Below are 22,149 nucleotides of genomic sequence, written 5' to 3'. Positions count from 1 at the left end.
GTTTCGTCCGCGGATCCCCCATCCAGATCATCAACAAGGATGATTTTAACTTTCTGTGCCATAAAGACTCTCTTTTCAAAAGGTCGAGTTTTTAGAAAAGCAGGATGTATCTGAAGAAATTATCCATCTTTATATGGCTCAGAGTCAAAGTGAAAATGGTTGCCCAAAGGAAATCCGGGCAGGAATAGCCCGCCGGTATTACGGCTGTTCGGGGGAATGCCCGGACCCGGCGGCGGGATTTTGCTCCGGACCGCGGGCGGAAGCCTCCGCCTGGGCCCGCGCCTCTGCCTTGCGCTCGGATTTGTCGGCATTAAAAATCGACTTCATGGCGAACCAGAAGAGGAGCCCCACCACAACGGACGGGAGCAGGACGGCAATGTATTCCATAATCAGTTGCCTTCGGGCTTGAGCAGCGGGAAGAGAATGGTCTCGCGGATGCCGGCGCCGGTGAAAAGCATGACCAGCCGGTCGATGCCGAGGCCGATGCCGCCCATGGGCGGGGCACCGTATTCAAGGGCCCGGAGGAAGTCCTCGTCCAGCTGCATCGCTTCGACGTCGCCCGCGGCGGAACGGCGCGACTGCTCCGTGAGCCGTTCACGCTGGATCACCGGGTCGATCAGCTCGGAGAACGCGGTGCCGCGCTCCATACCGCCGATGATCAGGTCCCAGGCCTCGATCAGCCGGTGGTCCTCGCGGTGCTGGCGGGCCAGCGGCTGCGCGGAGGGCGGGTAGTCGTAGACGAACGTGGGGTTGAGCAGGGTGGGCTCGACCAGCTCGCCGAAGAGCTCCACCACGAGCTTCTCGGCGTCCCAGGCCGCATCCACCTTGACCTCGTGCTTGGCCGCGATGGCCAGCAGTTCCGGAACGGTGGTGTCCGGGGTGATCTCCTGGCCCACGAAGTCGGACAGCCCCGGGTAGACGGCCATCCAGGCCCAGTCGCTGTCGAGGTTSATCTCCCCGGCCTCGGTCTGGAGCACGCGGCCCACGCCGGCGGCGTCGGCCGCGTCAAGGATGAGTTCCTTGATGCGGTCCGCCATCACGAACTGGTCGGCCCAGGCCTCGTAGCTCTCCAGGGTGGTGAATTCGGGGCTGTGGGTGGAGTCGACACCCTCGTTGCGGAAGACCCGGCCCATGTCATAGACGCGGTCGATTCCGCCCACCACGGTGCGCTTGAGGTACAGCTCGGTGGCGATCCGGAGGGTCATTTTCTGGTCGAACGCGTTCATGTGCGTCTCGAACGGGCGGGCCGTGGCGCCGCCGTGCACCAGCTGGAGCATCGGGGTTTCCACCTCCACGTAGCCCTGGCGGTGCAGGGTTTCGCGGATGGAGCGGGTGATCGCGGCGCGGGTGTAGACCATCTCGCGGGCCTCGTCGCGGACGATCAGGTCCACGTAGCGCTGCCGGACGCGGGTTTCCTCGTTCAGTTCGGCGTGCAGCACGGGAAGCGGCCGCAAGGCCTTGGACGCCATGGACCAGGAATCGGCCATCACGGAGAGTTCGCCGCGGCGCGAGGAGATCACCTCGCCCTTGATGAAGACGTGGTCGCCGAGGTCCACCAGGGACTTCCAGTCGGCGAGCGCCTCTTCGCCGACGTTGGCCAGGCTGACCATCACCTGCAGCCGGACGGCTTTCCCGTCCAGGCCGCCCTCCTGCAGGGTGGCGAAGCAGAGCTTGCCGGTGTTGCGGATGAAGACGATGCGGCCGGTCACGCCGACGACGTCGCCGGTGGTTTCATCGGCCACGAGGTGGGCGTACTTTTCGCGGACTTCGGTCAGCGAGTGGGTGCGCTCGACCCCCACCGGGTACGCCTCGACGCCGCGCTCGATCAGCTTGGCGCGCTTCTCCATACGGACCAGCGTCTGTTCGCTGGCATCGTGCGGCTCGGCGGCGTTGTTCGGGACGGGGGCGTTTTGGGAAGTCACAATCCCTAAGTTTACCGGGCGTTCAGCCCCCTCCGGTCCGGCGGGCACGGGAATAGACTCGAGGCTGTGGAGACAAGCACGATTCCGACGGACGACGGCGCGGGGCACCTTGAGGTGCACAGCTTCCCGCCCGCGCCGGAAGCGGCCGCCGGGGCCGGCGTCGTGCTGGTGCACGGGACCCTGGTCACCGACGCCCTGTACCGATCCTTCGCCCGGAGCCTGGGCCGGCTGCTCGGCCGTCCGGTGCACAGTTACAACCGCCGCGGCCGCGCCGGTTCCTCGGCCCAGCCCGCGGACTATTCGGCGGCCACGGAAGTGGCTGACCTCGCCGCCGTGCTCCGGCACACCGGTTCAACCGACGTCGTCGCCCACAGTTACGGCGGCTTCGTGGCGCTCCAGGCTGCCCGCACCCACCCCATCCGCCGCATGGTGACCTACGACGCGGCGGTGTCATTGGCGGGGAACCTGGCCAGCCGCTGGCGGCCGGAACTGGAACGCTCGGTGGCGGCCGGGGAACTAGACAATGCGTGGGCGCTCCTGGTCCAGGGCCTCGAGACCGCGGGTCCGGTGTCGAGGCTGCCGCTGGGTGCCCTGCGGATGCTCAGCATCCTCTCGGCCCGGACCACCCTCGGCGCGGAAATGCGGGAACTGCTGCCCACGGCCGTCGCCGAGATGCGTGCCGTGCTGCCCGCCGACGCCGGGCTTGCGGACTTCGCCGCCATCACCGCGCCGACGCTGATGCTCACCGGCGGGTGGAGCCCGGCCTACTTTGCCGACACGGGGAGGCAGCTGGCGGCGGCCGTCCCCGCCATTGAGTTCGCCTCGGTCCCGGGCCAGCTGCACGAAGGACCGATCCGGCCCGGGAACCGGCGGCTCGCGCTGATAGCGGCCAGGTTCCTGCTGGACGGGGTGGACATTCCGGCGCGGCTCAGGATCCGCCGCCGGCTGCGGCAGGCCCGCTGACTTCTGGCACTAGAATCGGGGGCGACCTATGTCGAAAGGACCCCCTTGGCCAAGCTCTACTTCCGCTACGGCGCGATGAACTCCGGCAAGTCGACGGGCCTGCTGCAGGCCGCCTTCAACTACGAAGAGCGCGGCCAGCGGGTGCTGCTGGCCAAACCGGACATCGATACCAAGGGCGACGCCGACGTCGTGTCCCGGCTTGGGATGACCCGCTCGGTGGACTTCCTGATCCCGGCCGGGGCGTCGACGAGGCAGCTGTTCTCGGCCCAGGCCCACGGGGACGATCCCGACGCCCTCCTCCAGCACGTGGACACGCCGCCCGTGGCGTGCCTGCTGGTAGACGAGGCGCAGTTCCTGGAGCCGGAGCAGGTTGACGACCTCTTCCGCATCGCCGTGCTGGACAACGTTCCGGTGCTGGCCTACGGCATCCGCACGGATTTCCGCACCCGCGCCTTCCCGGGGTCCCTGCGGCTCCTGGAAATTGCGCACACCCTCGAAGAGCTCAAGACCATCTGCCGGTGCGGCCGGAAGGCCATCTTTAATACCCGCCGGATCGGCGACCACGTGGTGTTCGACGGCGACCAGGTGGCCATCGACGGGCAGGACGCCTGGTACGAGTCGCTCTGCGGCTCGTGCTACCTCGAGATCTCCGGCGGCCGGCTGGGCAGCTGAAGCCGTCCCTGCTGTGCGGACCCGGGCGGCTCGGCTAGGCTCGGAGCATGACCCGCGAGAACATCAGAACCCCCGACGGCGGCACCCTTGAGCTTTTCAGCACGGGCGCGGAGCTWGCCGCGGCGGGTTCCGGCGTCGTCGTCGTCCCGGCCTCCATGGTGACGGCCGCCGACTACACCCGGTTCGCGCAGAAACTCAGCGCCGCCCTGGGCCGCCCGGTCCATACGTTCAACCGCCGCGGCCGCGGCTCCTCGTCCCCGCAGGCGGAGGACTACACACTGGACGCGGACATCCGCGATCTCGACGCCGTGATGAAGCACACCGCCAGCACGGACGTCTTCGGGCACAGCTTCGGCGGGGCGGTGGCGCTGCACGCCGCCAGGACCCTGCCGGTGGAACGCCTGGCGGTGTACGACCCCGCCGTGTCGGTGAACCACAGCGTTTCCGCCGACTGGATCCCGGAGTACGAGCGCCTGACCGCCGCCGGCGACGACGACCGTGCCCTCGCCGTCCTGGTGCGCGGCCTCGAGACCGGCAGCGCGCTCTCGAGGATGCCGCTGTCCATGCTGACGCTGGCGAACAARCTKACSGCSGGCACSCCSRTCGGCAAGCAGCTGCGCGAMCTGATGAAGACCGGCGTCCGCGAGATCAGGGCGATCATCGCGGCGGACATGCCGGCCGAGCCGTTCCTGGAGCTGCCGCTGGAGACGCTGATCGTTGTGGGCGAAAAGAGCCCGGCATACTTCGGGGTGGCCTGCGGGCAGATCCAYGACGTGCTSTCSGGCTCCAGCTACACCATCCTGCCGGGCATGGGCCACGACGGCGTCAACAAGGCCCCGGACAAGCTCATCGCCGAACTCAGCGACTTCTTCGCCGGCTAGGCCCACGCCGGGCCGGCCGGCTGCCGGACCGGCGCCCGCGGACGCCGGCTGCGGTCAGTGCCCGCCCGGTCCCGCGGCGCCTTCGGTCTTGCGCATCAGGGCCGCGAGTACGACGGCGGCGAGCGCGATGGCCGCTGCGGTCAGGAACGCCGCGTGCATACCCGCGGTGATGCCCGAGCCGGCCGAGACGACGGCGAAGATGGAGACCAGCAGGGCCGTGCCGGCAGCGCCAGCGACCTGCTGCAGGGTGCTCATAATGGCCGAGCCGTGCGAGTAGAGGTGCGGCGGCAGCGGGTTCAGGCCCGTGGTGAAGGCCGGGGTGAACAGTAGGGCCAGGCCCAGGCTCAGGGTGACGTGCAGCGCGATGATCCAGCCGACCGGGGTCTGGGCGTCCAGCGTCGAGAACTGCCACAGTGACAGCACCATCAGCACGGACCCGGTCACGGTCAACGGCAGCGGACCGAACTTGTCGAACAGCCGGCCGATCACCGGGCCCAACAGGCCCATCGCGAGTCCGCCCGGGAGCAGGGCGAGTCCGGTTTCCAGTGACTTGAGGCCGCGGACTTCCTGCAGGTACAGGGGCAGCAGGATCACGGCGCCGAACAGGGCGATCATCGCGACCACCAGCAGCAGCACGGACACGGTGAACATCCGGAAGTTGAACGCGCGCAGGTCCAGCAGGGGCGCGTCGGAGCGCTGCAGCCGCACCTGGCGCAGGACAAAAGCCAGGAGTGCGACAACGCCGACGGCCAGCGCTGCGACCGCACCGGTGGCGGCACTGCCCTGGCTGCCGCCGATCTGGCTCAGCCCGTAGACCACACCGCCGAACGCCGGCACGGTCAGGATCACGGAGAGCGCGTCCAAGCGGGTTTTTTCCTTTTCGCCGATGTTGCGCAGGAACCGGGCGCCGATGCCGAACGCGAGCAGGGCGATGGGCAGGACGAACACGAACATAAAGCGCCAGGAGAAGTTCTGCAGGATCAGCCCGGAGACGGTAGGTCCCATGGCCGGTGCGACGGAGATCGCAATGCTGACGTTCCCCATCACGGCGCCGCGCCGGGAGACGGGCACCAGGGTCAGGATGGTGGTCATCAGCAGCGGAAGCATAATCGCGGTGCCGCCGGCCTGGACGATCCTGGCCAGGAGGAGCACCTCAAAGCCCGGGGCGACGGCGGCCAGCAGGGTGCCGCCGGAGAACAGTCCCATGGCGAGCATAAAGACAGCGCGGGTGGAGAGTCGCTGCAGGATGAATCCGGTGGTCGGGATGACCACGGCCATGGTCAGCATAAARCCSGTGGMCAGCCAYTGSACGGTGGGSGCATCRAYGTTCAGGTCCACCATCAGCCGYTGCAGGGCMACGTTCATGATGGTYTCGTTGAGGATCACSACRAAGGTSGCCACCAAAAGGGTCGCGATGATGGTGACGGACTCCCGGGACAGTTTCTCCGGCGCGGCCACCCCCGCGGCGGGGCTTACCGTGGTCTGCGCGGGGTCGCTGGGTGCGCTGGGCGAGACATCTGTAGACATGGTGTTCCCTCAGGGAGTTGAGACGGGGGTTCGGCGCGACGGCGCTGCCTCAGTTGCCAACCATTCTATTCGCCCGCTCATTCCCGCCGCGGGTCAGGAATCCAGGGGGACGTTGTCGATCAGCCGCACCGGCCCGACTTTGGCCGCGATGAGGACCAGGCCCTCGCCGCGGAACGGGGTCTCCCGGCAGTTCTCCGCGAGCGGTTCGAGCGTGCGCGGATCCACGACGTCGAAATAGTCCAGTTCCACGAGCGGCTGCGATTCCACCAGGGCCCGGGCGGAGTCTAGGTCCAGCGGCTGGTGGGCGTTGGCACGCTCCTCGACCAGCCGCAGCGCCCGGGACAGGACCAGGGCGGCGTCGCGTTCGGCCGCGGTGAGGAACCGGTTCCGGCTGGAGAGCGCCAGGCCGTCCGGGGAACGGACGATCGGGACGGGCACGATTTCCACAGGGAAGTTCAGGTCCGCCACCATCCGCTGGACCAGGGTCAGCTGCTGGGCGTCTTTCTGGCCGAAGTACGCCCGGTAGGCCGCCTGCCCCGCGCCCGGCAGTCCGTAGTGCAGCAGCTTCGCSACCACCGTCAGGGCGCCGTCGAAGTGCCCAGGCCGKGAGGCGCCCTCCCACTTGTYGGCCAGGGCCCCCGACGTGATGCGCACCATCGGTTCCCCGCCGGGGTAGACCTCCTCGACAGAGGGGGCGAAGGCAAGATCCACGCCCTCCGCCTCGAGCAGGGCCAGGTCCGCGTCAAGGGTCCGCGGGTAGCGCTCAAGGTCCACGGCCTCGCCGAACTGCAGCGGGTTGACGAAGATGCTGGCCACCACCACGTCGTTTTGTTCGACGGCGGTCCTGGCCAGCTGGGCGTGGCCCTCGTGCAGGGCGCCCATGGTGGGGACGAGCCCCTGCGAGCTGCCCCGTTTGGCGGTGAGCAGCCGTGCGCTTTCGGCGCGCAGCTCGGCAGCCGTGGTCACGAGCCGGATAGCCATGTCAGGGTCCTTCCTCGGGGATCGGGCCGCCGGCGCCGGGCGCCTCGAGCGCCCGCTGGATACCGTCGGCCTGTCCTGGCTTCAGCAGGCCGCGGCTTCCGGCCCTGCGGGCCGTTGCCCGGGCCATGGCCAGGTACGCGTCAAGAATATCGCCGCCGGAGCCGCGGTCGAGTTCGCGGAGTGCCTCCGTGTGCGCGGCGACCGTCCCCGCATCCCCGCGGGCCACCGGACCGGTGAGGGCCGACTCCCCCGAGGCGAGGGCGTTTTCGAGGCTGGCGCGCAGCAGGGGGCCCAGCATACGTTCCGGGGCGTCGACGCCCACCTCACGCAGGAGTTCGGAGGCCTGCGCCACCAGGGTGACCATGTGGTTCGAGCCGTGGGCCAGGGCCGCGTGGTACAGGACGCGGTCCCCCTCCGCGATCGCTACCGGCTCCGCCCCCATCTCGACCACCAGGGCCTGCGCGATGGGCAGCATTGCCGGGTCGGCGGTGACACCGAAGCTGCAGTCAAGCAGCCGGGTGAGGTCAAGGCTCATCCCGGTGAATGTCATGGCCGGGTGCAGCGCCAGGGGCACGGCGCCGGCGGCGCGGACCGGACGCAGGATCCCGACGCCGAAGCGGCCCGAGGTGTGGGCCACCAGCTGCCCGGGCTGCCACGCACCCAGCTTCGCGAGACCCTCGACGAGCGGGCCCAGGGCGTCGTCCGGGACGGCCAGGAGCACCAGCTCGGCGCGTTCCACGATGTCCTGCACCTCGAGGATGGGAACGCCGGGCAGCAGGGTTTCCGCGCGTTCGCGGCTCGCTTCCGAGACCGCGGAGACCCCGACGACGGCGTGCTCTGCGGCGCGCAGCGCAGCCCCCAGGACGGCGCCCACCCTGCCGGCTCCGATGATTCCGACGCCGAGGCGTCCTGGCTTAGGCATGCTGCGGCCCTTCCGTTGGTACGTGGTTCTCCGGACCGGGTCCGGGGTGGTTGGTGCCGGCACGCCAGTGTTCACTGGTTTGCCGGCGCCGGGCAGTCCGGGCCCGGGCGGCCTGCGCGTTGAGCAGGTCCCGTGCCTCGTCCAGCCCGGCCTGGATCAGCCGGGGCACCACCGGCCCGGCCGTGGTGTGGAGGACGAGGTCGGCCACCCGGAAGCGCCGCGCCACCGGGCCTTGCTGCAGGGCGATCGACTGGGTCCGCTGGTGCGGAACGAGGACCAGCTGGCGCCACCAGCGGCCGGACCGGAGCAGCAGCGCGGTCTCGGTGGCCGCGAAGCCGTTGCGCCGCCAGCCCAGTGGTGCCAGCAGGCGGGCACGGCGCGGGGTGGTGACAAAACCGCCGTCGTCGGGTGCCCCCGGCACGGCAGGCCGGGCACCGGGCCCGTGCGACCGGCCGGTGCCCGCGAGGCCGGTCAATCCCGCCGTGAACACCCGCGCCGGGTCCGGGGTGCCGGGATCGGGCAGGACTAGGGAGAGCATGGTGAACACCTCAGCGTAGGTGCCGACGGGCAGCAGGGTGGTCCGGGACGAGCCCTCGCCGTTGCCGCCGGAGGTTCCGTACCCGGCCACATTCACCTGGATCCGGTACCAGCCGAACACCCGCCACAGCGGCGGCTGGAGAACCCGCAGGGCCTGGATCCGTCCCGGCGGCAGGGTCTGCGCCAGGGTGTCCAGCAACCCGTAGCGGAGCCGGATGCCGTCGGGGGAAATGGCGGCCGTGAAATTGAACCCTTTGTTGAACGAGTTCCAGTACGCGGCTACCAGGCCGAGGCCGGCCGGGATCAGGTACAGGTAGAAGCCCCTGTTCTCGGTGACGGCGGACAACAGCACCGACGCCGCGGCACCGAGGACAATAGCCACGCTCTGCTCGCTGAGCACCAGGGAGCCCAGCAGGCGTCCCGGCGGCACGGTCAGCACGGTGTGCTCGGGCGCCTCCACCGCGGGGGCCGGCGGGCGGCCCGCGGCCGGTTCCGGGTTCGCGGCAACTTCTGGAGTTCCGGGAGTTCCGGGGATTCCGGCTGCCGCCGGGGCGCCACCGGCGGGTGTGGCGCCGCCGGCGGCGCCGGCGAGGATGGTCGCGCGGAGCTGGCGGGCCTCATCCGCGCGCAGGTACGCCAGGTGTACGGCGGACTGGCCGGCGTCGGCCACTTCGAACCGGAGCTCGGCGAGCCCGAAGATCCGGGCCAGCAGCGGCTGCACGACGTCGATGGCCTGGACCCGGTCCAGCCTGGCCTGGCGCTGCTGCTTGAACAGGAACCCGCTGTTGACCCGGACGTAGCCGTCGGCGACCTGGTAGCGGGTGAAGTACCAGCTCAGCACAAACCCCAGGACGGTCAGCAGCAGTACCCCGCCGCCGCCGAGCAGCAGCCACGGCGCCCGTCCGGCGAACCTGTCGTCAAAGACCGGCCCGCCCTGGAGCAGGCGTTCAAAGGAGTCCCGGCCGAAGAAGACAAACATCGCGGCCAGCGCCACCCAGCCCCGGACAAAGGGCGACGCCGGATGGACGCGCCGCCAGTCCTCGCCGTCGGCGGTCACAGTCCGGCCAGACGGGCCTCGCCGCGGGCGGAGAGCTGTTCGCGCAGCCGCGCGCCCTCGGCCGCCGGCAGGCCAGGGATCTGGGCGCTGGTACCCGCAGAGGCGGTGTGGAGCTTGACGGTGCACAGGCCCAAGGCGCGTTCCACCGGACCGGCCCCGATGTCGACGTACTGCATCCGTCCGTAGGGCACCACCAGCACCCGCTGGAAGAAAATGCCGCGCCGGATCAGGAGATCGTCCTCGCGTTCGGCATAACCGATGGACCGCACCTGGCGCGGGATAAGCACCAGCCGCCAGATGGCAACCAGGAGGGCGGCGGCCGGCACGGCGATGGCGAGCCACAGCGGGGGCCAGTCCCAGGCACCGCCCAGGACCAGGATCAGGGGCAGGGACAGGAGGACGACGGCGGCTAGGTTGCCCAGCGCCCACCCCGCCACCCGGACCGGGACGTACCGCGGCGACACCCGCCGCCAGTCCACCCCGGGCGGGTCAATCGCCTCGGTACGCATATTCGCCCTCAGCCTTGGGTTTGCCGCGTTTGCCCTGCACCCCGGGGGTTCCCTCGGCGTCGCCGTCCTCGGGGGGAATCCGGCAGAAGCGCTCCACGAGCAGGYCGACCACCACCATGGCCAGTCCGCCGCCGGCCATCGCCAGCGTTTCCCAGGTGATGGACTGGCCGCTGCGCACGTTCCAGAGCCTCAGGTGGTCGAAGAAGATTCCCGCGTGCCAGCCCAGCAGGACCGTTCCGGTGTAGGCGCAGGCCTGGGCGAGGACCAGCGTCCATGCGGCCAGGATCGGGTTGAGCAGTTTCTTTTTCTTGCCGTTGCGCCAGCGGAGGACGCGGATGCCCAGGATCAGGGTGGCGGCCACGATCACACCCATGGTGACCAGGGCTGTCAGCGGGAGCACTGGTGTGTCCAGGCTGTAGCGGGCGGCAATCAGGGCCGCCAGCCAGCCGAAGACGGCCACCGAGACACCAATGACCAGCAGCAGGAGCGGGTTGATGAGCTTCACGAGGCCTCCGCCGCGCCGGCTGCACCGGCCACGCCGCTGGGGTCCTCGAAGCCGTCGAACGGTTCGAGGTCGGGGAAGTCGGGGGCCTTCACGGCGAGGTCCCCCACCCGTTCACCGTTGAGCTCGGCCGCGGGGTCGATCAGGGACCAGGGGTACAGCACGAAGGCCCGCTGCGCCACGCGTGGGTGCGGGAGCGTCAGGTCGGGGTCGGAGCTCACCACGTCGCCGTAGGTGATGATGTCCACGTCCAGGGTGCGCGGGCCCCAGTGGACCTCACGGACGCGCAGGTGCTTCTGCTCCACCGCGTGGCAGTGCTCCAGGAGCTCTTCCGGGGACAGCGAGGTTTCGACGGCGATGACCATGTTCAGGAAATCCGGCTGGTTCGGCGGCCCGCCCACGGCCTTGGTCTGCACGATCGGGGAGATCGCGAGCAGCCGCACTTCCGGCGGATCGACGAGGTCGGCGACGGCGGCGGAGAGGGTGTCGTTGCGTGCCCCCAGGTTGCTGCCGAGGGCGATCACGGCGCGGGTGTAGCACGCAGTGGGCAGGCTCATGGCCGTCCCCTGTGCACGCTGACGGACACGTCGCCGAAGTCGACCTCGATGGGCGCCTTCGGCTTGTGCACGGTGATGTCGACGGCGGCTACCGGGAAGCGGCGGAGAACGTCGTCGGCGATCCGGACGGCGAGGGCCTCGATCAGGTTCAGCGGCGTCCCGGTGATCCACCCCTTGATGCACTCGGCCACCTCGCCGTAGTGCGCGGTGTCGAGGACGTCATCGCTCGCGGCCGCCGGGCCGAAGTCCAGGTGCAGCACGGCGTCGACGACGAACGGCTGGCCGTCGCGGCGTTCGAAATCGAACACCCCGTGATGTCCGACGGCGGTGACGCCGCTCAGTGTGATCCGGTCCATGGTGTGCCCGGCCTAGCTGTTGCCGGGCACGGCCGGTACCGGCGCGGGGGCGATGCGGGCGGCGACCTTGACGGCGTCGAGGCTGGGGCCGACGTCGTGCACGCGGACAGCCCACGCACCGCGGTAGGCGCTGATCGCTGTGACCGCTGCGGTGGCGGCGTCCCGCTCTTCGGGCTGGGCGGCCTTGCCGGCGACGGTCAGGAGGCTGCCCAGGAAGCGCTTCCGGGACGCGGCGACCAGGACCTTGTGGCCCATGGCCTGCAGCACGTCGATGTTCTGCAGCAGTTCCCAGTTCTGCGCCTCGTTCTTGGCGAAGCCCAGGCCCGGGTCCAGGATGAGCTGCTCCGGGGTGGCTCCGGCGGCATACAGTTTGTCGCGGATGCCGGCGAGCTCGGCGGCGACCTCTTCGGCGACGTTGCCGTACTCGGCCAGCGAGTCCATGGTTCCGGCGTCGCCGCGGCGGTGCGTGAGGACGTAGGGCGCGTTGCTGCGGGCCACCAGCTCCAGCATTGCCGGTTCGATGGTCAGGCCGGAGACGTCGTTAATGATTGTGGCGCCGGCGGCGAGGGCGGCCTCGGCGGTGGCCGCGTGGGTGGTGTCGATGCTGACCAGCGCACCGGCCTTGGCCAGCGCCTCGATCACGGGCAGGACCCGTTGCTGTTCCTCCTCGACGCTGACCTCGGCGGCACCGGGCCGGGTGGACTCCCCGCCGACGTCGATGATGTCCGCGCCGGCGTAGCACATCCGCAGGCCGGCGGCGATGGCGGTGTCCGGGGTCGCGTGCCGGCCGCCGTCGCTGAAGGAATCCGGGGTGACGTTGAGGATCCCCATCACGAGCGTCCGGTCCGTGGGCAGGTCCTTGAAGCTGGCGGCCGGGCGCGGCTTGCGCAGCACGGGCAGCGGCGAGGTGGCAGGTCCGGTTCCAGGGGCTGCGGCGAGGGAGTCCATAGTCTGTTTTTGTTACCTTCCGAGAATGAGGCTCATGGCTTCGGCGCGGGTGGCCGGGTCATGCAGCTGCCCGCGGACCGCGCTGGTGACGGTCTTCGCACCGGGCTTGCGGATGCCGCGCATGGACATGCAGAGGTGTTCGCATTCGACGACGACGATCGCGCCGCGCGGCTTGAGGTGGGTGACGAGGGCTTCGACGATCTGGGTGGTCAGCCGCTCCTGGACCTGCGGGCGGCGGGCGAACATGTCCACCAGCCGGGCCAGCTTGCTCAGCCCGGTGACCTTGCCGTCGTGGGAGGGAATGTAGCCGACGTGGGCCACCCCGTGGAACGGCACCRAGTGGTGCTCGCAGGTCGAGTAGAACGGGATGTCCTTGACCAGCACCAGTTCCTCATGGTCGAGGTCGAAGGTGGTGGCGAGGATTTCCGCCGGGTCGTGGTGCAGTCCGGCGAACATCTCCGCGTAGGCCTTGGCCACCCGCTTCGGGGTGTCCTGCAGGCCGCTGCGGTCCGGGTCCTCGCCGATGGCCAGCAGGATCTCGCGGACCGCCGCCTGGATCCGCGGGCGGTCCACCTTGGAGCCGTGCTGGTCGGAGGCCTCCGCCGGCCCTCCCACGGGGAGGGAACCGGCGGTGGCGGGAACGTCGTCGTCGTCGAAGTAAGAAGTCACAGAAGAAGCCTAGCCGGGATGGCCGTCAGGCCCCAGATCCGTAACGCCGCCCTCGAAAGGCTCCTGCCCGGGCACTCCCTGGGCGTGCGGCGGCCGGGCGTCGAGGGGTTCCTCGAGCCGGGCCTCCTTGGCTTCTTCCTGCGCCTCGCGCTCGGCCTTTTCCCGGCGGGACTCGACCGGTCCGACCGCCTGGATGGGGCGGCTCTCCTTGGACAGCCAGATCTCGCGGAAGTCGCGCTTCCGGATGTCCGCGAACACCTGGGCGATCTCGGCCTGGTTGAGGGTCTCCCGTTCCAGCAGCTCCACGGCCAGCTGGTCCAGGACGTCGCGGTTCTCGACCAGGATCGCGTAGGCCTCGTCGTGGGCGTTCTCGATCAGGCGGCGCACCTCCTCGTCCACCACATAGGCGATCTGGTCCGAGTAGTTGCGTTCGTGGCCGGCGTCGCGGCCCAGGAACGGCTCGCCGCCGCCCTGGCCGAGGCGCACGGCACCAACACGCTCACTCATACCGAATTCGGTGACCATCTTGCGGGCGATCCCGGTGGCCTTCTCGATGTCGTTCGAGGCGCCCGTGGACGGGTCGTGGAAGACGAGTTCCTCGGCCACACGGCCGCCCATGGCGTAGGCCATCTGGTCCAGGAGCTCGTTGCGGGTCACGGAGTACTTGTCGTTTTCCGGGACCACCATCGTGTAGCCCAGGGCGCGGCCGCGGGGCAGGATGGTGATCTTGGTGACCGGGGCGGAGTTCCGCAGTGCCGCCGCCACCAGGGCGTGGCCGCCTTCGTGGTAGGCGGTGACCTTGCGTTCATGTTCCTTCATGACCCGGCTGCGCTTCTGCGGGCCGGCCATCACCCGGTCGATTGCCTCGTCGAGGGCGCGGTCGTCGATCAGGTTGGCGTTCGAGCGGGCCGTGAGGAGCGCCGCCTCGTTGAGCACGTTCGCGAGGTCCGCACCGGTGTAGCCGGGGGTCTTCTTCGCAACGGCCTTGAGGTCGACGCCGGGCGCCATCGGCTTGCCCTTGGCGTGGACCTTCAGGATCTGGTCGCGGCCGATCAGGTCCGGGGCCTCAACCGAGATCTGCCGGTCGAAGCGGCCCGGGCGGAGCAGGGCCGGGTCGAGCACGTCGGGCCGGTTGGTGGCCGCGATGAGGATGACGTTGGTCTTGACGTCAAAGCCGTCCATTTCAACCAGCAGCTGGTTGAGGGTCTGCTCGCGCTCGTCGTTGCCGCCGCCGATGCCGGCACCACGGTGCCGGCCGACGGCGTCGATCTCGTCGACGAAGATGATGGCCGGCGAGTTGGACTTGGCCTGTTCGAACAGGTCGCGGACACGGGAGGCGCCCACGCCGACGAACATTTCGACGAAGTCGGAACCGGAGATCGAGAAGAACGGCACGCCTGCCTCGCCGGCGACGGCGCGGGCCAGCAGGGTCTTACCGGTGCCGGGAGGACCGTAGAGCAGCACGCCCTTCGGGATCTTGGCGCCCACGGCCTGGAACTTGGCCGGTTCCTGCAGGAATTCCTTGATCTCCTGGAGTTCCTCCACGGCCTCGTCGGCGCCGGCGACGTCGCTGAAGGTCACCTGCGGCATGTCCTTGTTGACCATCTTGGCCTTGGACTTGCCGAACTGCATGACCTTGGAGCCGCCGCCCTGCATCCTGGAGAGCAGGAACCAGAAGAGCACGCCCAGCAGCAGGACGGGCACCAGCAGGGAGAACAGTCCGGAGAACCAGTTGCTCTCGACGGGCTGGTCGGTGAAGCCGCTCGGCGGTTTCGCGGCCGTCACGGCCTTGACGACGTCGGTCGCGCGGGCGTTGACGAAGTAGAACTGGACGTTCTTGCCCTTGTTCTGCCCGTCCGCCTGGTAGTCGTCCCGCAGCACCAGGTCCACGCGGTTCTCGGCGTCGAAAATTTTGGCCTGTTCCACCTTGCCGGTGGACAACATTTCCAGTCCCTTGTCGGTATCGACACGGGCGGAGCCGCCCGGGGCCAGGGTTGCAAAGGCCAGCAGGAGCATGCCGATAACGACGACAATCCAGATGCCCGGGCCCTTGAAGAAACTCTTAGCTTTCATCTGATCGGGGGCTGGCCCCGTCCCTCCTGGTAGTGCTGCACGGCGACCGAATTGCGCGCGTGTGGTGCTGCGTCAGGTTCTAGCTATACACCGTCGCAGTAAGTCACGCACGGTCACGGCCAAAAGTTCCCTGTCGGCGTAGCGGAGGGCTGTGCGGGGGCCGGACAGACCCGGCGGCGGGCCGGCGGGAACCGCCGGGGCTTACTCGTAGACGTGCGGCGCCAGGGTGCCGACGAAGTCCAGGTTGCGGTACTTCTCGGCGTAGTCCAGGCCATAGCCGACGACGAATTCGTTCGGGATGTCATAGCCGACGTACTTGACGTCGATCTGGACCTTCGCGGCGGTGGGCTTGCGGAAGGCGGTGCAGATTTCCACCGAGGCCGGTCCGCGGGATTCCAGGTTGGTCTTGAGCCAGGAGAGGGTGAGGCCGGAATCGATGATGTCCTCGACGATCAGGACGTCTTTGCCCATGAGGTCGGTATCGAGGTCCTTGAGGATGCGGACGACGCCGGAAGACTGGGTGCCGGAGCCGTAGGAGGAGACGGCCATCCAGTCCATCGACACGTGGCTGTGCAGGGCGCGGGCAAGGTCAGCCATGACCATCACGGCGCCCTTGAGCACACCGACGATCAGCAGATCGCGGCCTTCGTAGTCCTTGTCGATCTGGGCAGCGAGTTCTGTGATCCTGGTCTGGATCTGCTCCTTGGAGTACAGAACGTGCTTGAGGTCTGCCTGGACGTCGTTTGAATCCACCAATGGCTCCTGTGTAGATGCGGGGGTGCGACTATTTGTGCGGCGGTTTTTGAGGCCGGAATACAAGCTTCCCACAGCGGGCGCCCTCGCGGGGACCGGCGGCGGGACCGGACTGCCCGGCCGCGGTCAGCTGGGCCAGCGAGAGCCGGTACACGCTCACACCGCCGGGCAGCTCCACCGGCCCGGCGGAGCCGTGCCGGCGCAGCAGTGCCTCGGCCGCCAGCAGCCGCTGGTAGCTGGGCTGTTGGCCGCCGACGGCGGCAGCCGCTTTCGCGATCACCCGGAACCTGATCGCCGGGGCGAGTTCGCCCAGCTCGGCTTCGGGCAGGGCGATCTCCCCGCCGGTCCGTTCCTGCAGGCGGACGAAGGTGTCATTCGCCACAGCCTCGAGGTAGTCGGCGTCCAGCTGCAGGATGGACGCCGTCCGGGCCAGCGACTCGGCGACTCCCGGGCCGAGTTTGTCCTCCAGCATGGGCAGCACCTCAACCCGGGTCCGGGACCGGGCAAAGGCCGGGTTCTCGTTGCTCGGGTCATGCCACGGGTCCAGTCCCTCCACGGCACAGATCTCGAGGGTGTCGTCGCGGCGCAGGCCCAGGAACGGCCGCAATAGGTGCCCCCGGGCGGGCCGCATACCGGCGAGCGAGCGGGTTCCGGACCCGCGTGCCAAACCCAGGAGGACCTGTTCGGCCTGGTCGTCGAGGGTGTGGCCGAGCAGGATGGCGGTGGCGCCGGCGTCGTCCGCGGCGGCTTCGAGGGCAGCGTGCCGGGCATCCCGCGCGGCGGCTTCCGGCCCAATCCCGGATGAGGCGACGTCAACTGTCCGGACCTGGACCGGGGAGAGCTCCAGCTCGCGCAGCACCGCGGCGGCCGCGGCGGCAACGTCAGCGGACCCGGGYTGGAGCTGGTGGTCCACCACGACGGCGCCGACCGATACGGGGTGGCCGTCCACGTGGCCGCGGCGGCCGAAGTACGCGGCGACGGCGGCGAGGGCGAGAGAGTCCGGGCCGCCGCTGCAGGCCACGAGGACGCGTGCGGGGTAGCCGGCGTCGGCGAGGGCGTCCTGCAGCATTTTCCGGGCTTTGCCGACGACGGGCGCCAGCCTGCCGGGCCGGCGTCGTTCCCCGGATGCGGCGGGGAGGTCCGGTGGGGTGTGGGAGGGCACGTGGATTAGAGCCCCATCCGGTCGAGCCAGAGCTTGGAGTCGTGGATCTCCGGCTCGGTGGGGAGGTGGTCCGCTGACTCCCAGACCCGGTTGAAGCCCTGCATTCCGGCGGCGTCCACTACTTCCCGGACGAACTTGGAGCCGTCGCTGTACTGCCGCATCTTCGCGTCCAGGCCCAGCAGGCTGCGGATGAATTTCTCGATGGCGCCCCGGTCCTGGCCGCGGGCGTTGAAGCGCTGGCGGATCGTCTTGACGGAGGGGACGATGCTTGCGTCCACGGCGTCCATCACCACGTTCGCGTGGCCCTCGAGCAGGCTCATCACGGCCGTCAGGTGCGAGATCGCCGCGCGTTCCGCGGGGTCCTGCAGCAGGTCCAGGATGGCGCCGCGGCCCGGTGCCGAGCCGGTGGCGGAGCGGTCCTTGAGCGCCTTCGCGGCCGCGGCGGCGCGCTCCATGATGGAGTCGACGTTGCCCAGCAGGTGGACGCTGAGGTCCTCGATTTGTTCGAGCATGTGGTGCCGCAGCCACGGGGCGGCGGCGAACTGCACGCGGTGGGTCTGCTCGTGCAGGCATACCCAGAGCCGGAAGTCCTCGGGCGCGACGTTCAGCTCGCGCTCCACGGCGACGATGTTCGGCGCCACCAGCAGGAGCCGTCCAGCGGCAGGGGCGGTGGAGTTCGGGGCGAGGGCGGAGAAGGGGTCGTACTGGCCCAGGACCTTGCTGGAGAGGAAGGCCAGGATCGCGCCCARCTGGCTGCCGGTGATGGCGCCGCTGACGCTTGCCGCGCCCGGGCTCACCGCGCCGCGGCGGCTCTCGAGCATTTTCTCGATGGCCGGCTGCAGCATCACGGCGAAGCTCTGCGTGTTCGCCTTGGCCCAGGATGCGCGGTCCACCACCAGGACGGAGGAGTCACGGAGGTCGCGGGCGGCTTCGAGGCCGGTGATGTCGTGCACATGCGGAACCGAAATATCCGCCATCAGGCGCAGGTTCTCCACCGCGGCCCCGATCTCGGCGGACTTCAGCGGCGGTCCGGCCGGGGTGAGCCGCGCGGCCGTGGACGCGGCGAGGTCCCAGTTGATAAGGGCCTGGGCCCGGGCTGATGTCTCGGTTGATGTCTCGCGCGAAGAGGACTCCATAGCCCCCATCAGATCACAGGGGGCCGACGATCCGCCTTAAATTCGTCGGGCGGCGAACGCACCCAGCCGCCGGCCGGCCCCGGCCCGCGGCCCGTTTCGACGGTTCCCTGCCGATTAGACGTCTCCAGGCGCCGGATACGCGGGGAACCGTCGAAACGGCGCCCGTCAGCGGCAGCCGCAGGCCGCCAGCACCGAGGCGGTCCGGTCCAGGGCCACCTTGTTTCCGGCCGCCCCGGGGGTGAGACCGTTGCCAATGAAGGAGAAGACCAGGAGCCGGCCGTCCGCGTCCACGACGTAGCCGCTGAGTGCGATCACAGTGTTCAGCGTCCCGGTTTTGGCCCGGACCAGGCCGGCGCCGCGGGCGGTGCTGGTGTCCGTGTAGCGGCTGCCCAGTGTTCCGGTCAGGCCGGCCACCGGGAATCCGGCCAGGGCGGCGCGGAGGCGGGTGTCGGGTCCGGAGGTCATGGCGCGGACGACGGCGGAAAGCTGCCGGGCGGAGACGTGGTTGTCCAGGGTCAGCCCGGCCAGGTCCGCGGCCCGCAGCGTGGCGTCGGGGATTTTMAGGTCGTCGACCTGCTGCAGCACGGCGGCGATTGCACCCTCGAACGTGGCCGGCTTGTTGCTCGCCGCCGCGACCATCCGGCCCATCACCTCGGTGAGGTAGTTATCCGACGTCCGCAGCAGGAGGTCAACCTGCTGGCTGACTGTCGCGGACTGGACCTCGGCCAGGACGGCCCCTGCCTGTGCGCCGGCCTGGCCGGTGGCTGCGGGTTTTGGCGCCGCGGCCACCCGGGCGACGCCGGGCTTCACGGTGATCCCGGCAGCGGCCCCGTTGGCCGAGAGCCGGTCAGTGAACGCCGCGGCGGCCGTCATGGCGGCGTCCCGCGGGCGCGGCCCGGTGGTGACGGCGGGGTCGAAGCGCGCCGAGTTGAGCGCGAGCGGGAACAGCGGCGCGATCTCGCCGGCCGCGACGTCGTCCGGGCTCCAGGCCGGGCTGAGCGAGGGACCCTTGAACAGGGTGTCGTCCAGCAGCACGGAAACCGGGCCGGAAACCCCGGCCTTGCGCAGCGCGGCAACGGTCGAGGCCGCTAGCGTGTCCAGGCCGGCATGACCCAGGACCGCGTCCGGCGCCGACTTGCCGGCGCCCAGCAGGACGTCTCCCCCAGCGGTCAGGACCACGGTACCGGGCGTCGGGCCGGCCACCACGGTAGTGCTGAAACGCCGGTCGGGGCCCAGTGTGCGGAGCGCGGCGGAGGCCGTCAGGAGCTTGATGTTGGAGGCGGGGGCACGGAGCTCGTCGCCGGAACGGTCAAAGAGGACGTTGCCGGTGATGGCGTCCTGCACCACCCCGCTGAAAGAACCGGCGCCGTCGGCCTTCAGGGTGGCTGCGAGCTGGGTGGCGAGGACCTTGGCGTCGGGCACAGGGGCCCCGTCCGTGAGCGGACGCCGCCCGCCGACCGAGGACGACCCGCTGCCGCCGGCAGCGCTGAGGGTCGCAGGCACCTGCTGCCAGGAGCCCGCCGGGGCCGGCTCCGGCGGCAGGGCGGGGCCGGTGAACCCGGGGCTGACGGCGATGCCTGCCGGGATGCCGAGGACCACCACCAGGAGGGTCAGGAGCAGCATCGGGGCCGTGCGCCCCAGCCTTCCGGGAGCCGGAGGCGTGCCGTCATGGCCCTGTGTGCGTTTCATGCTGGTGCTGGTCCTTTAGTCCCGAAATGTCCCCACTAGTTCCTGAAACCTGGGCCTGTCGCTATATCCTCAATAGTAGTCGGCGGCACCGGCACTGATTTTTTCGGATGCCATGTGTGCCGCGCACCCCCTGAATCCGTCAAGGAGCATTCCATGAAGCATGACGTGACCATCGAGATCCCCAAGGGATCGCGCGTCAAGTACGAAGTCGACCACGAGACCGGCCGCGTCCGCCTGGACCGCGTCCTGTTCACCTCCATGCAGTACCCGACGCACTACGGTTTCTTCGAGAACACCCTCGGTGAGGACGGCGACCCGCTGGACGCGCTGGTGCTGCTGCAGGACTTCGACCTGCACCCCGGGGTGATCGTCGAATCCCGCCCCATCGGCGTTTTCAACATGACCGACGACGGCGGCGGCGACGCCAAGGTTCTCTGCGTGCCGGCGGACGCCCGCTTCGACCACATCAACGAGATCAGCGATGTCAGCGAATTCCTGATCAAGGAAATCGAGCACTTCTTCACCCGTTACAAGGACCTGGAGCCCGGCAAGTGGGTCAAGGCCGAGGGCTGGGGCGACCGCGCCGCCGCCGAGGCCGAGCTCGAAGCCTCCATCAAGCGTTTCGTTCCGCACACGCACTAACGCGTCCTCATCAGGAACGCGGGGTACCCTCCGGCCGTATGGCCCGGGCCGGGGCCCCGCGTTGCTGTTTAACGCAGCCACTTTGCGCTGCCAGCCGCGGGTCAGGATTGTGTGAAATTGTTGGTTCATGAGTGCCGAGCCCGTTTTTAGCCCGCCCTGCGGCCCGGTGACCGGATGGCGCGACGGCGACGTCGTCCGCGCCACCGGGATTCCCTATGCCACCGCCGCACGGTTCCAGCCGCMGTCGGCCGCCCCGGACTGGGCGGAACCCCTGGCGGCCACCTCACCCGCCCCTGCCTGCCCGCAGGCGCCGGTCCCGTTCYTGGACGAGATCCTCGGAACCCGCTACGGCGAACTCCCGGGCAGTGAGGACTGCCAGCGCCTCTCGATCACCATGCCCGCCGGACTCACCGACGGCGGCCTCGACGGCGGCGAACGGTTGCCGGTTATGGTGTGGCTGCACGGCGGTTCCTACACGTCGGGCTCGGGCGACCTCGCGATCTTTGATCCCACCGCCCTGGTCGCCGAGAACCGCGTGATCGTGGTGTCCGTAACGTACCGCCTGGGCCTGTTCGGCTACCTGGCCGCGGGGACCGGCCGGCCCGCCAACCTCGGCCTGCTCGACCAGCTCGAGGCCTTCCGCTGGGTCCAGCGCAACATCGGCGCTTTTGGCGGCGATCCGGCAAACGTGACGGCGTTCGGCCAGTCCGCCGGCGGCGACGCCGTCGCCCACCTGATGGCTACGCCGGAGGCCCCCGCCCTGTTCCGCCGCGCGATCATTCAAAGCGCCCCGCTGGGCATCACCCGCGGCCGGGAGAAAATGAGCCGCGCCATGGGCATCGCCGCCACGGCCGTCACCGCAGAGACCCCGGCCATGGATGTTGTGGAAATCGAGGGGCACGTCTCCCAGGTGGCCCGGAAGTACGGGCTGATTGCGGCCATGCCGTTCGGCACCCAGTACGGGCATGACCCGCTGCCAGCAGAGGCCGGTATCGAGGACGCCTGGAACRCCACGGCWCCCGGAATCGAGGTCCTSATCGGGCACACCTCCGAGGAAGCCAGGATGTTCCTTCCGCGCAACAGGGCCATCGGGCGCCTCGCAAAGGTCCCGCTGCTCGGGAACGCCGCGCTCAAGGCCATCAACTGGGCCGTGACCGAGGCGGTCTACGGCAGGGCCTCCCGGAAGTTCGCCCGGCGCCACGCCCGCGCCGGCGGCAGGGCCTACAGCTACGTCCTGTCGTGGGCCGCGCCGGGCAACTTCTACGGGGCCTCGCACACCGTGGACTTGCCCCTGCTGTTCGGCAACCGGCGGACCTGGGAAGGCGCCGGGCTGGTCGAGGGCGCAAGCTGGGAGGACATCAACGCTGCGGGCCGGCAACTCCGGGCCGTATGGGCGCGCTTCGCCTCCGGGAAGGGCCTGGAGCCCAGCGGCGGGATTCCCGGCGCGTTCCGGTACCGGGCGATCTGAACCGGAACGGGACCTGTGCGAACTCCCCTGAGCGCGGCCGGCGGACGGCAGTGAGGACACTCGGCGTCGACCTCGCCGCATCGACCAAGAAGACGGCGGCCGCCGTCGTGGAATGGAGTGGCGGGTCCGCCCGGCTTCTGTCTGTCAGCCTCGACGTCGACGACGCCGGGATTGTGCGCCTCTTCGGCGCCACCGATATGGCCGGGATCGACTGCCCCGTGGG

22 protein-coding genes are annotated in these 22,149 nt (G+C 69.6%); 5 read left to right on the top strand and 17 right to left on the bottom strand.

Annotated elements, in window-relative coordinates:
* Positions 1-198 precede the first annotated feature (198 nt).
* Both AC1DHD_RS04530 and lysS read right to left on the bottom strand, forming a co-directional pair.
* Complete coding sequence (locus AC1DHD_RS04530; protein ID WP_476878551.1) at positions 199-387, bottom strand: hypothetical protein; 189 nt, start codon at positions 385-387, stop codon at positions 199-201.
* Positions 388-389: 2 nt separating this feature from the next.
* A complete protein-coding gene (gene lysS / locus AC1DHD_RS04525) occupies positions 390-1,922 on the bottom strand; it encodes a lysine--tRNA ligase (protein ID WP_476878550.1) in 1,533 nt (510 codons plus the stop codon).
* A gap of 66 nt (positions 1,923-1,988) precedes the next feature.
* Here lysS and AC1DHD_RS04520 point away from each other — a divergent pair, with 66 nt between their 5' ends.
* Genes AC1DHD_RS04520 through AC1DHD_RS04510 form a run of 3 tightly spaced genes read left to right on the top strand, consistent with a single transcriptional unit; the run spans position 1,989 to position 4,438 of the window.
* Complete coding sequence (locus tag AC1DHD_RS04520) at positions 1,989-2,885, top strand: alpha/beta fold hydrolase (protein WP_476878549.1); 897 nt, start codon at positions 1,989-1,991, stop codon at positions 2,883-2,885.
* Between the two features lie 45 nt (positions 2,886-2,930).
* Positions 2,931-3,557 carry a thymidine kinase gene (locus AC1DHD_RS04515; RefSeq protein ID WP_476878548.1) on the top strand — a complete coding sequence of 209 codons (627 nt, stop codon included), beginning with the start codon at positions 2,931-2,933 and terminating at the stop codon, positions 3,555-3,557.
* 47 nt (positions 3,558-3,604) lie between these two features.
* Positions 3,605-4,438 carry an alpha/beta fold hydrolase gene (locus AC1DHD_RS04510; RefSeq protein ID WP_476878547.1) on the top strand — a complete coding sequence of 278 codons (834 nt, stop codon included), beginning with the start codon at positions 3,605-3,607 and terminating at the stop codon, positions 4,436-4,438.
* A 54-nt stretch (positions 4,439-4,492) separates the two neighbouring features.
* On the opposite strand, the gene AC1DHD_RS04505 is transcribed toward AC1DHD_RS04510, so the two are convergent.
* The 15 genes from AC1DHD_RS04505 to dacB form a co-directional block, all read right to left on the bottom strand.
* Positions 4,493-5,965: an MDR family MFS transporter gene (locus tag AC1DHD_RS04505; protein WP_476878546.1), complete on the bottom strand. Its 1,473-nt coding sequence runs from the start codon at positions 5,963-5,965 to the stop codon at positions 4,493-4,495.
* Positions 5,966-6,058: 93 nt separating this feature from the next.
* A complete protein-coding gene (panC, locus tag AC1DHD_RS04500; RefSeq protein ID WP_476878545.1) occupies positions 6,059-6,946 on the bottom strand; it encodes a pantoate--beta-alanine ligase in 888 nt (295 codons plus the stop codon).
* A 1-nt stretch (position 6,947) separates the two neighbouring features.
* Positions 6,948-7,868, bottom strand: coding sequence for a Rossmann-like and DUF2520 domain-containing protein (locus AC1DHD_RS04495; protein ID WP_476878544.1), 921 nt, complete (start codon positions 7,866-7,868; stop codon positions 6,948-6,950).
* Entirely contained in the window at positions 7,861-9,384 is a 1,524-nt protein-coding gene (locus tag AC1DHD_RS04490; RefSeq protein WP_476878554.1) for a PH domain-containing protein, read from the bottom strand. The genes AC1DHD_RS04495 and AC1DHD_RS04490 overlap by 8 nt, the downstream gene beginning before the upstream one ends.
* A 74-nt stretch (positions 9,385-9,458) precedes the next feature.
* Positions 9,459-9,971 carry a PH domain-containing protein gene (locus AC1DHD_RS04485; protein ID WP_476878543.1) on the bottom strand — a complete coding sequence of 171 codons (513 nt, stop codon included), beginning with the start codon at positions 9,969-9,971 and terminating at the stop codon, positions 9,459-9,461.
* The gene (locus AC1DHD_RS04480) at positions 9,952-10,476 is read right to left on the bottom strand and encodes a DUF3180 domain-containing protein (protein WP_476878542.1); all 525 of its coding nucleotides are present in this window, start codon (positions 10,474-10,476) and stop codon (positions 9,952-9,954) included. Before AC1DHD_RS04480 ends, AC1DHD_RS04485 begins: the two co-directional genes overlap by 20 nt.
* On the bottom strand, positions 10,473-11,030 hold the full coding sequence (gene folK / locus AC1DHD_RS04475) for a 2-amino-4-hydroxy-6-hydroxymethyldihydropteridine diphosphokinase (protein WP_476878541.1): 558 nt from the start codon (positions 11,028-11,030) through the stop codon (positions 10,473-10,475). Before folK ends, AC1DHD_RS04480 begins: the two co-directional genes overlap by 4 nt.
* A complete protein-coding gene (folB, locus tag AC1DHD_RS04470; protein ID WP_476878540.1) occupies positions 11,027-11,386 on the bottom strand; it encodes a dihydroneopterin aldolase in 360 nt (119 codons plus the stop codon). Before folB ends, folK begins: the two co-directional genes overlap by 4 nt.
* Before the next feature lie 12 nt (positions 11,387-11,398).
* Positions 11,399-12,334, bottom strand: coding sequence for a dihydropteroate synthase (gene folP, locus AC1DHD_RS04465; RefSeq protein ID WP_476878539.1), 936 nt, complete (start codon positions 12,332-12,334; stop codon positions 11,399-11,401).
* Between the two features lie 12 nt (positions 12,335-12,346).
* On the bottom strand, positions 12,347-12,949 hold the full coding sequence (gene folE, locus AC1DHD_RS04460; RefSeq protein ID WP_476878553.1) for a GTP cyclohydrolase I FolE: 603 nt from the start codon (positions 12,947-12,949) through the stop codon (positions 12,347-12,349).
* A 63-nt stretch (positions 12,950-13,012) separates the two neighbouring features.
* Positions 13,013-15,076, bottom strand: a complete 2,064-nt coding sequence (gene ftsH, locus AC1DHD_RS04455; RefSeq protein ID WP_476878538.1) for an ATP-dependent zinc metalloprotease FtsH — start codon at positions 15,074-15,076, stop codon at positions 13,013-13,015.
* 201 nt (positions 15,077-15,277) lie between these two features.
* Entirely contained in the window at positions 15,278-15,829 is a 552-nt protein-coding gene (gene hpt / locus AC1DHD_RS04450) for a hypoxanthine phosphoribosyltransferase (protein WP_146336115.1), read from the bottom strand.
* 31 nt (positions 15,830-15,860) lie between these two features.
* Complete coding sequence (gene tilS, locus AC1DHD_RS04445) at positions 15,861-16,898, bottom strand: tRNA lysidine(34) synthetase TilS (protein WP_476878552.1); 1,038 nt, start codon at positions 16,896-16,898, stop codon at positions 15,861-15,863.
* Positions 16,899-16,996: 98 nt separating this feature from the next.
* Positions 16,997-18,127 (bottom strand): zinc-dependent metalloprotease, encoded by a 1,131-nt coding sequence (locus AC1DHD_RS04440; RefSeq protein ID WP_476878537.1) that lies wholly within the window; start codon positions 18,125-18,127, stop codon positions 16,997-16,999.
* Positions 18,128-18,292: 165 nt separating this feature from the next.
* Positions 18,293-19,816 carry a D-alanyl-D-alanine carboxypeptidase/D-alanyl-D-alanine endopeptidase gene (gene dacB, locus AC1DHD_RS04435; protein WP_476878536.1) on the bottom strand — a complete coding sequence of 508 codons (1,524 nt, stop codon included), beginning with the start codon at positions 19,814-19,816 and terminating at the stop codon, positions 18,293-18,295.
* A gap of 153 nt (positions 19,817-19,969) precedes the next feature.
* Here dacB and AC1DHD_RS04430 point away from each other — a divergent pair, with 153 nt between their 5' ends.
* Together AC1DHD_RS04430 and AC1DHD_RS04425 are read left to right on the top strand one after the other, a co-directional pair.
* Positions 19,970-20,458 carry an inorganic diphosphatase gene (locus AC1DHD_RS04430; RefSeq protein WP_441406094.1) on the top strand — a complete coding sequence of 163 codons (489 nt, stop codon included), beginning with the start codon at positions 19,970-19,972 and terminating at the stop codon, positions 20,456-20,458.
* 127 nt (positions 20,459-20,585) lie between these two features.
* On the top strand, positions 20,586-21,926 hold the full coding sequence (locus tag AC1DHD_RS04425) for a carboxylesterase family protein (protein WP_476878535.1): 1,341 nt from the start codon (positions 20,586-20,588) through the stop codon (positions 21,924-21,926).
* Positions 21,927-22,149 lie beyond the last annotated feature (223 nt).

Source organism: Arthrobacter sp. 05L45_2, from assembly GCF_056397525.1.
This window is presented reverse-complemented; position numbering and strand designations above follow the sequence as displayed.

Coding starts and splice junctions, on each gene's coding strand:
- AC1DHD_RS04530 (WP_476878551.1), bottom strand. CDS start 387: ATGGAATACATTGCCGTCCTGCTCCCGTCCGTTGTGGTGGGGCTCCTC.
- AC1DHD_RS04495 (WP_476878544.1), bottom strand. CDS start 7,868: ATGCCTAAGCCAGGACGCCTCGGCGTCGGAATCATCGGAGCCGGCAGG.
- AC1DHD_RS04490 (WP_476878554.1), bottom strand. CDS start 9,384: ATGTTTGTCTTCTTCGGCCGGGACTCCTTTGAACGCCTGCTCCAGGGC.
- AC1DHD_RS04485 (WP_476878543.1), bottom strand. CDS start 9,971: ATGCGTACCGAGGCGATTGACCCGCCCGGGGTGGACTGGCGGCGGGTG.
- folK (WP_476878541.1), bottom strand. CDS start 11,030: ATGAGCCTGCCCACTGCGTGCTACACCCGCGCCGTGATCGCCCTCGGC.
- folB (WP_476878540.1), bottom strand. CDS start 11,386: ATGGACCGGATCACACTGAGCGGCGTCACCGCCGTCGGACATCACGGG.
- folP (WP_476878539.1), bottom strand. CDS start 12,334: ATGGACTCCCTCGCCGCAGCCCCTGGAACCGGACCTGCCACCTCGCCG.
- ftsH (WP_476878538.1), bottom strand. CDS start 15,076: ATGAAAGCTAAGAGTTTCTTCAAGGGCCCGGGCATCTGGATTGTCGTC.
- AC1DHD_RS04430 (WP_441406094.1), top strand. CDS start 19,970: ATGAAGCATGACGTGACCATCGAGATCCCCAAGGGATCGCGCGTCAAG.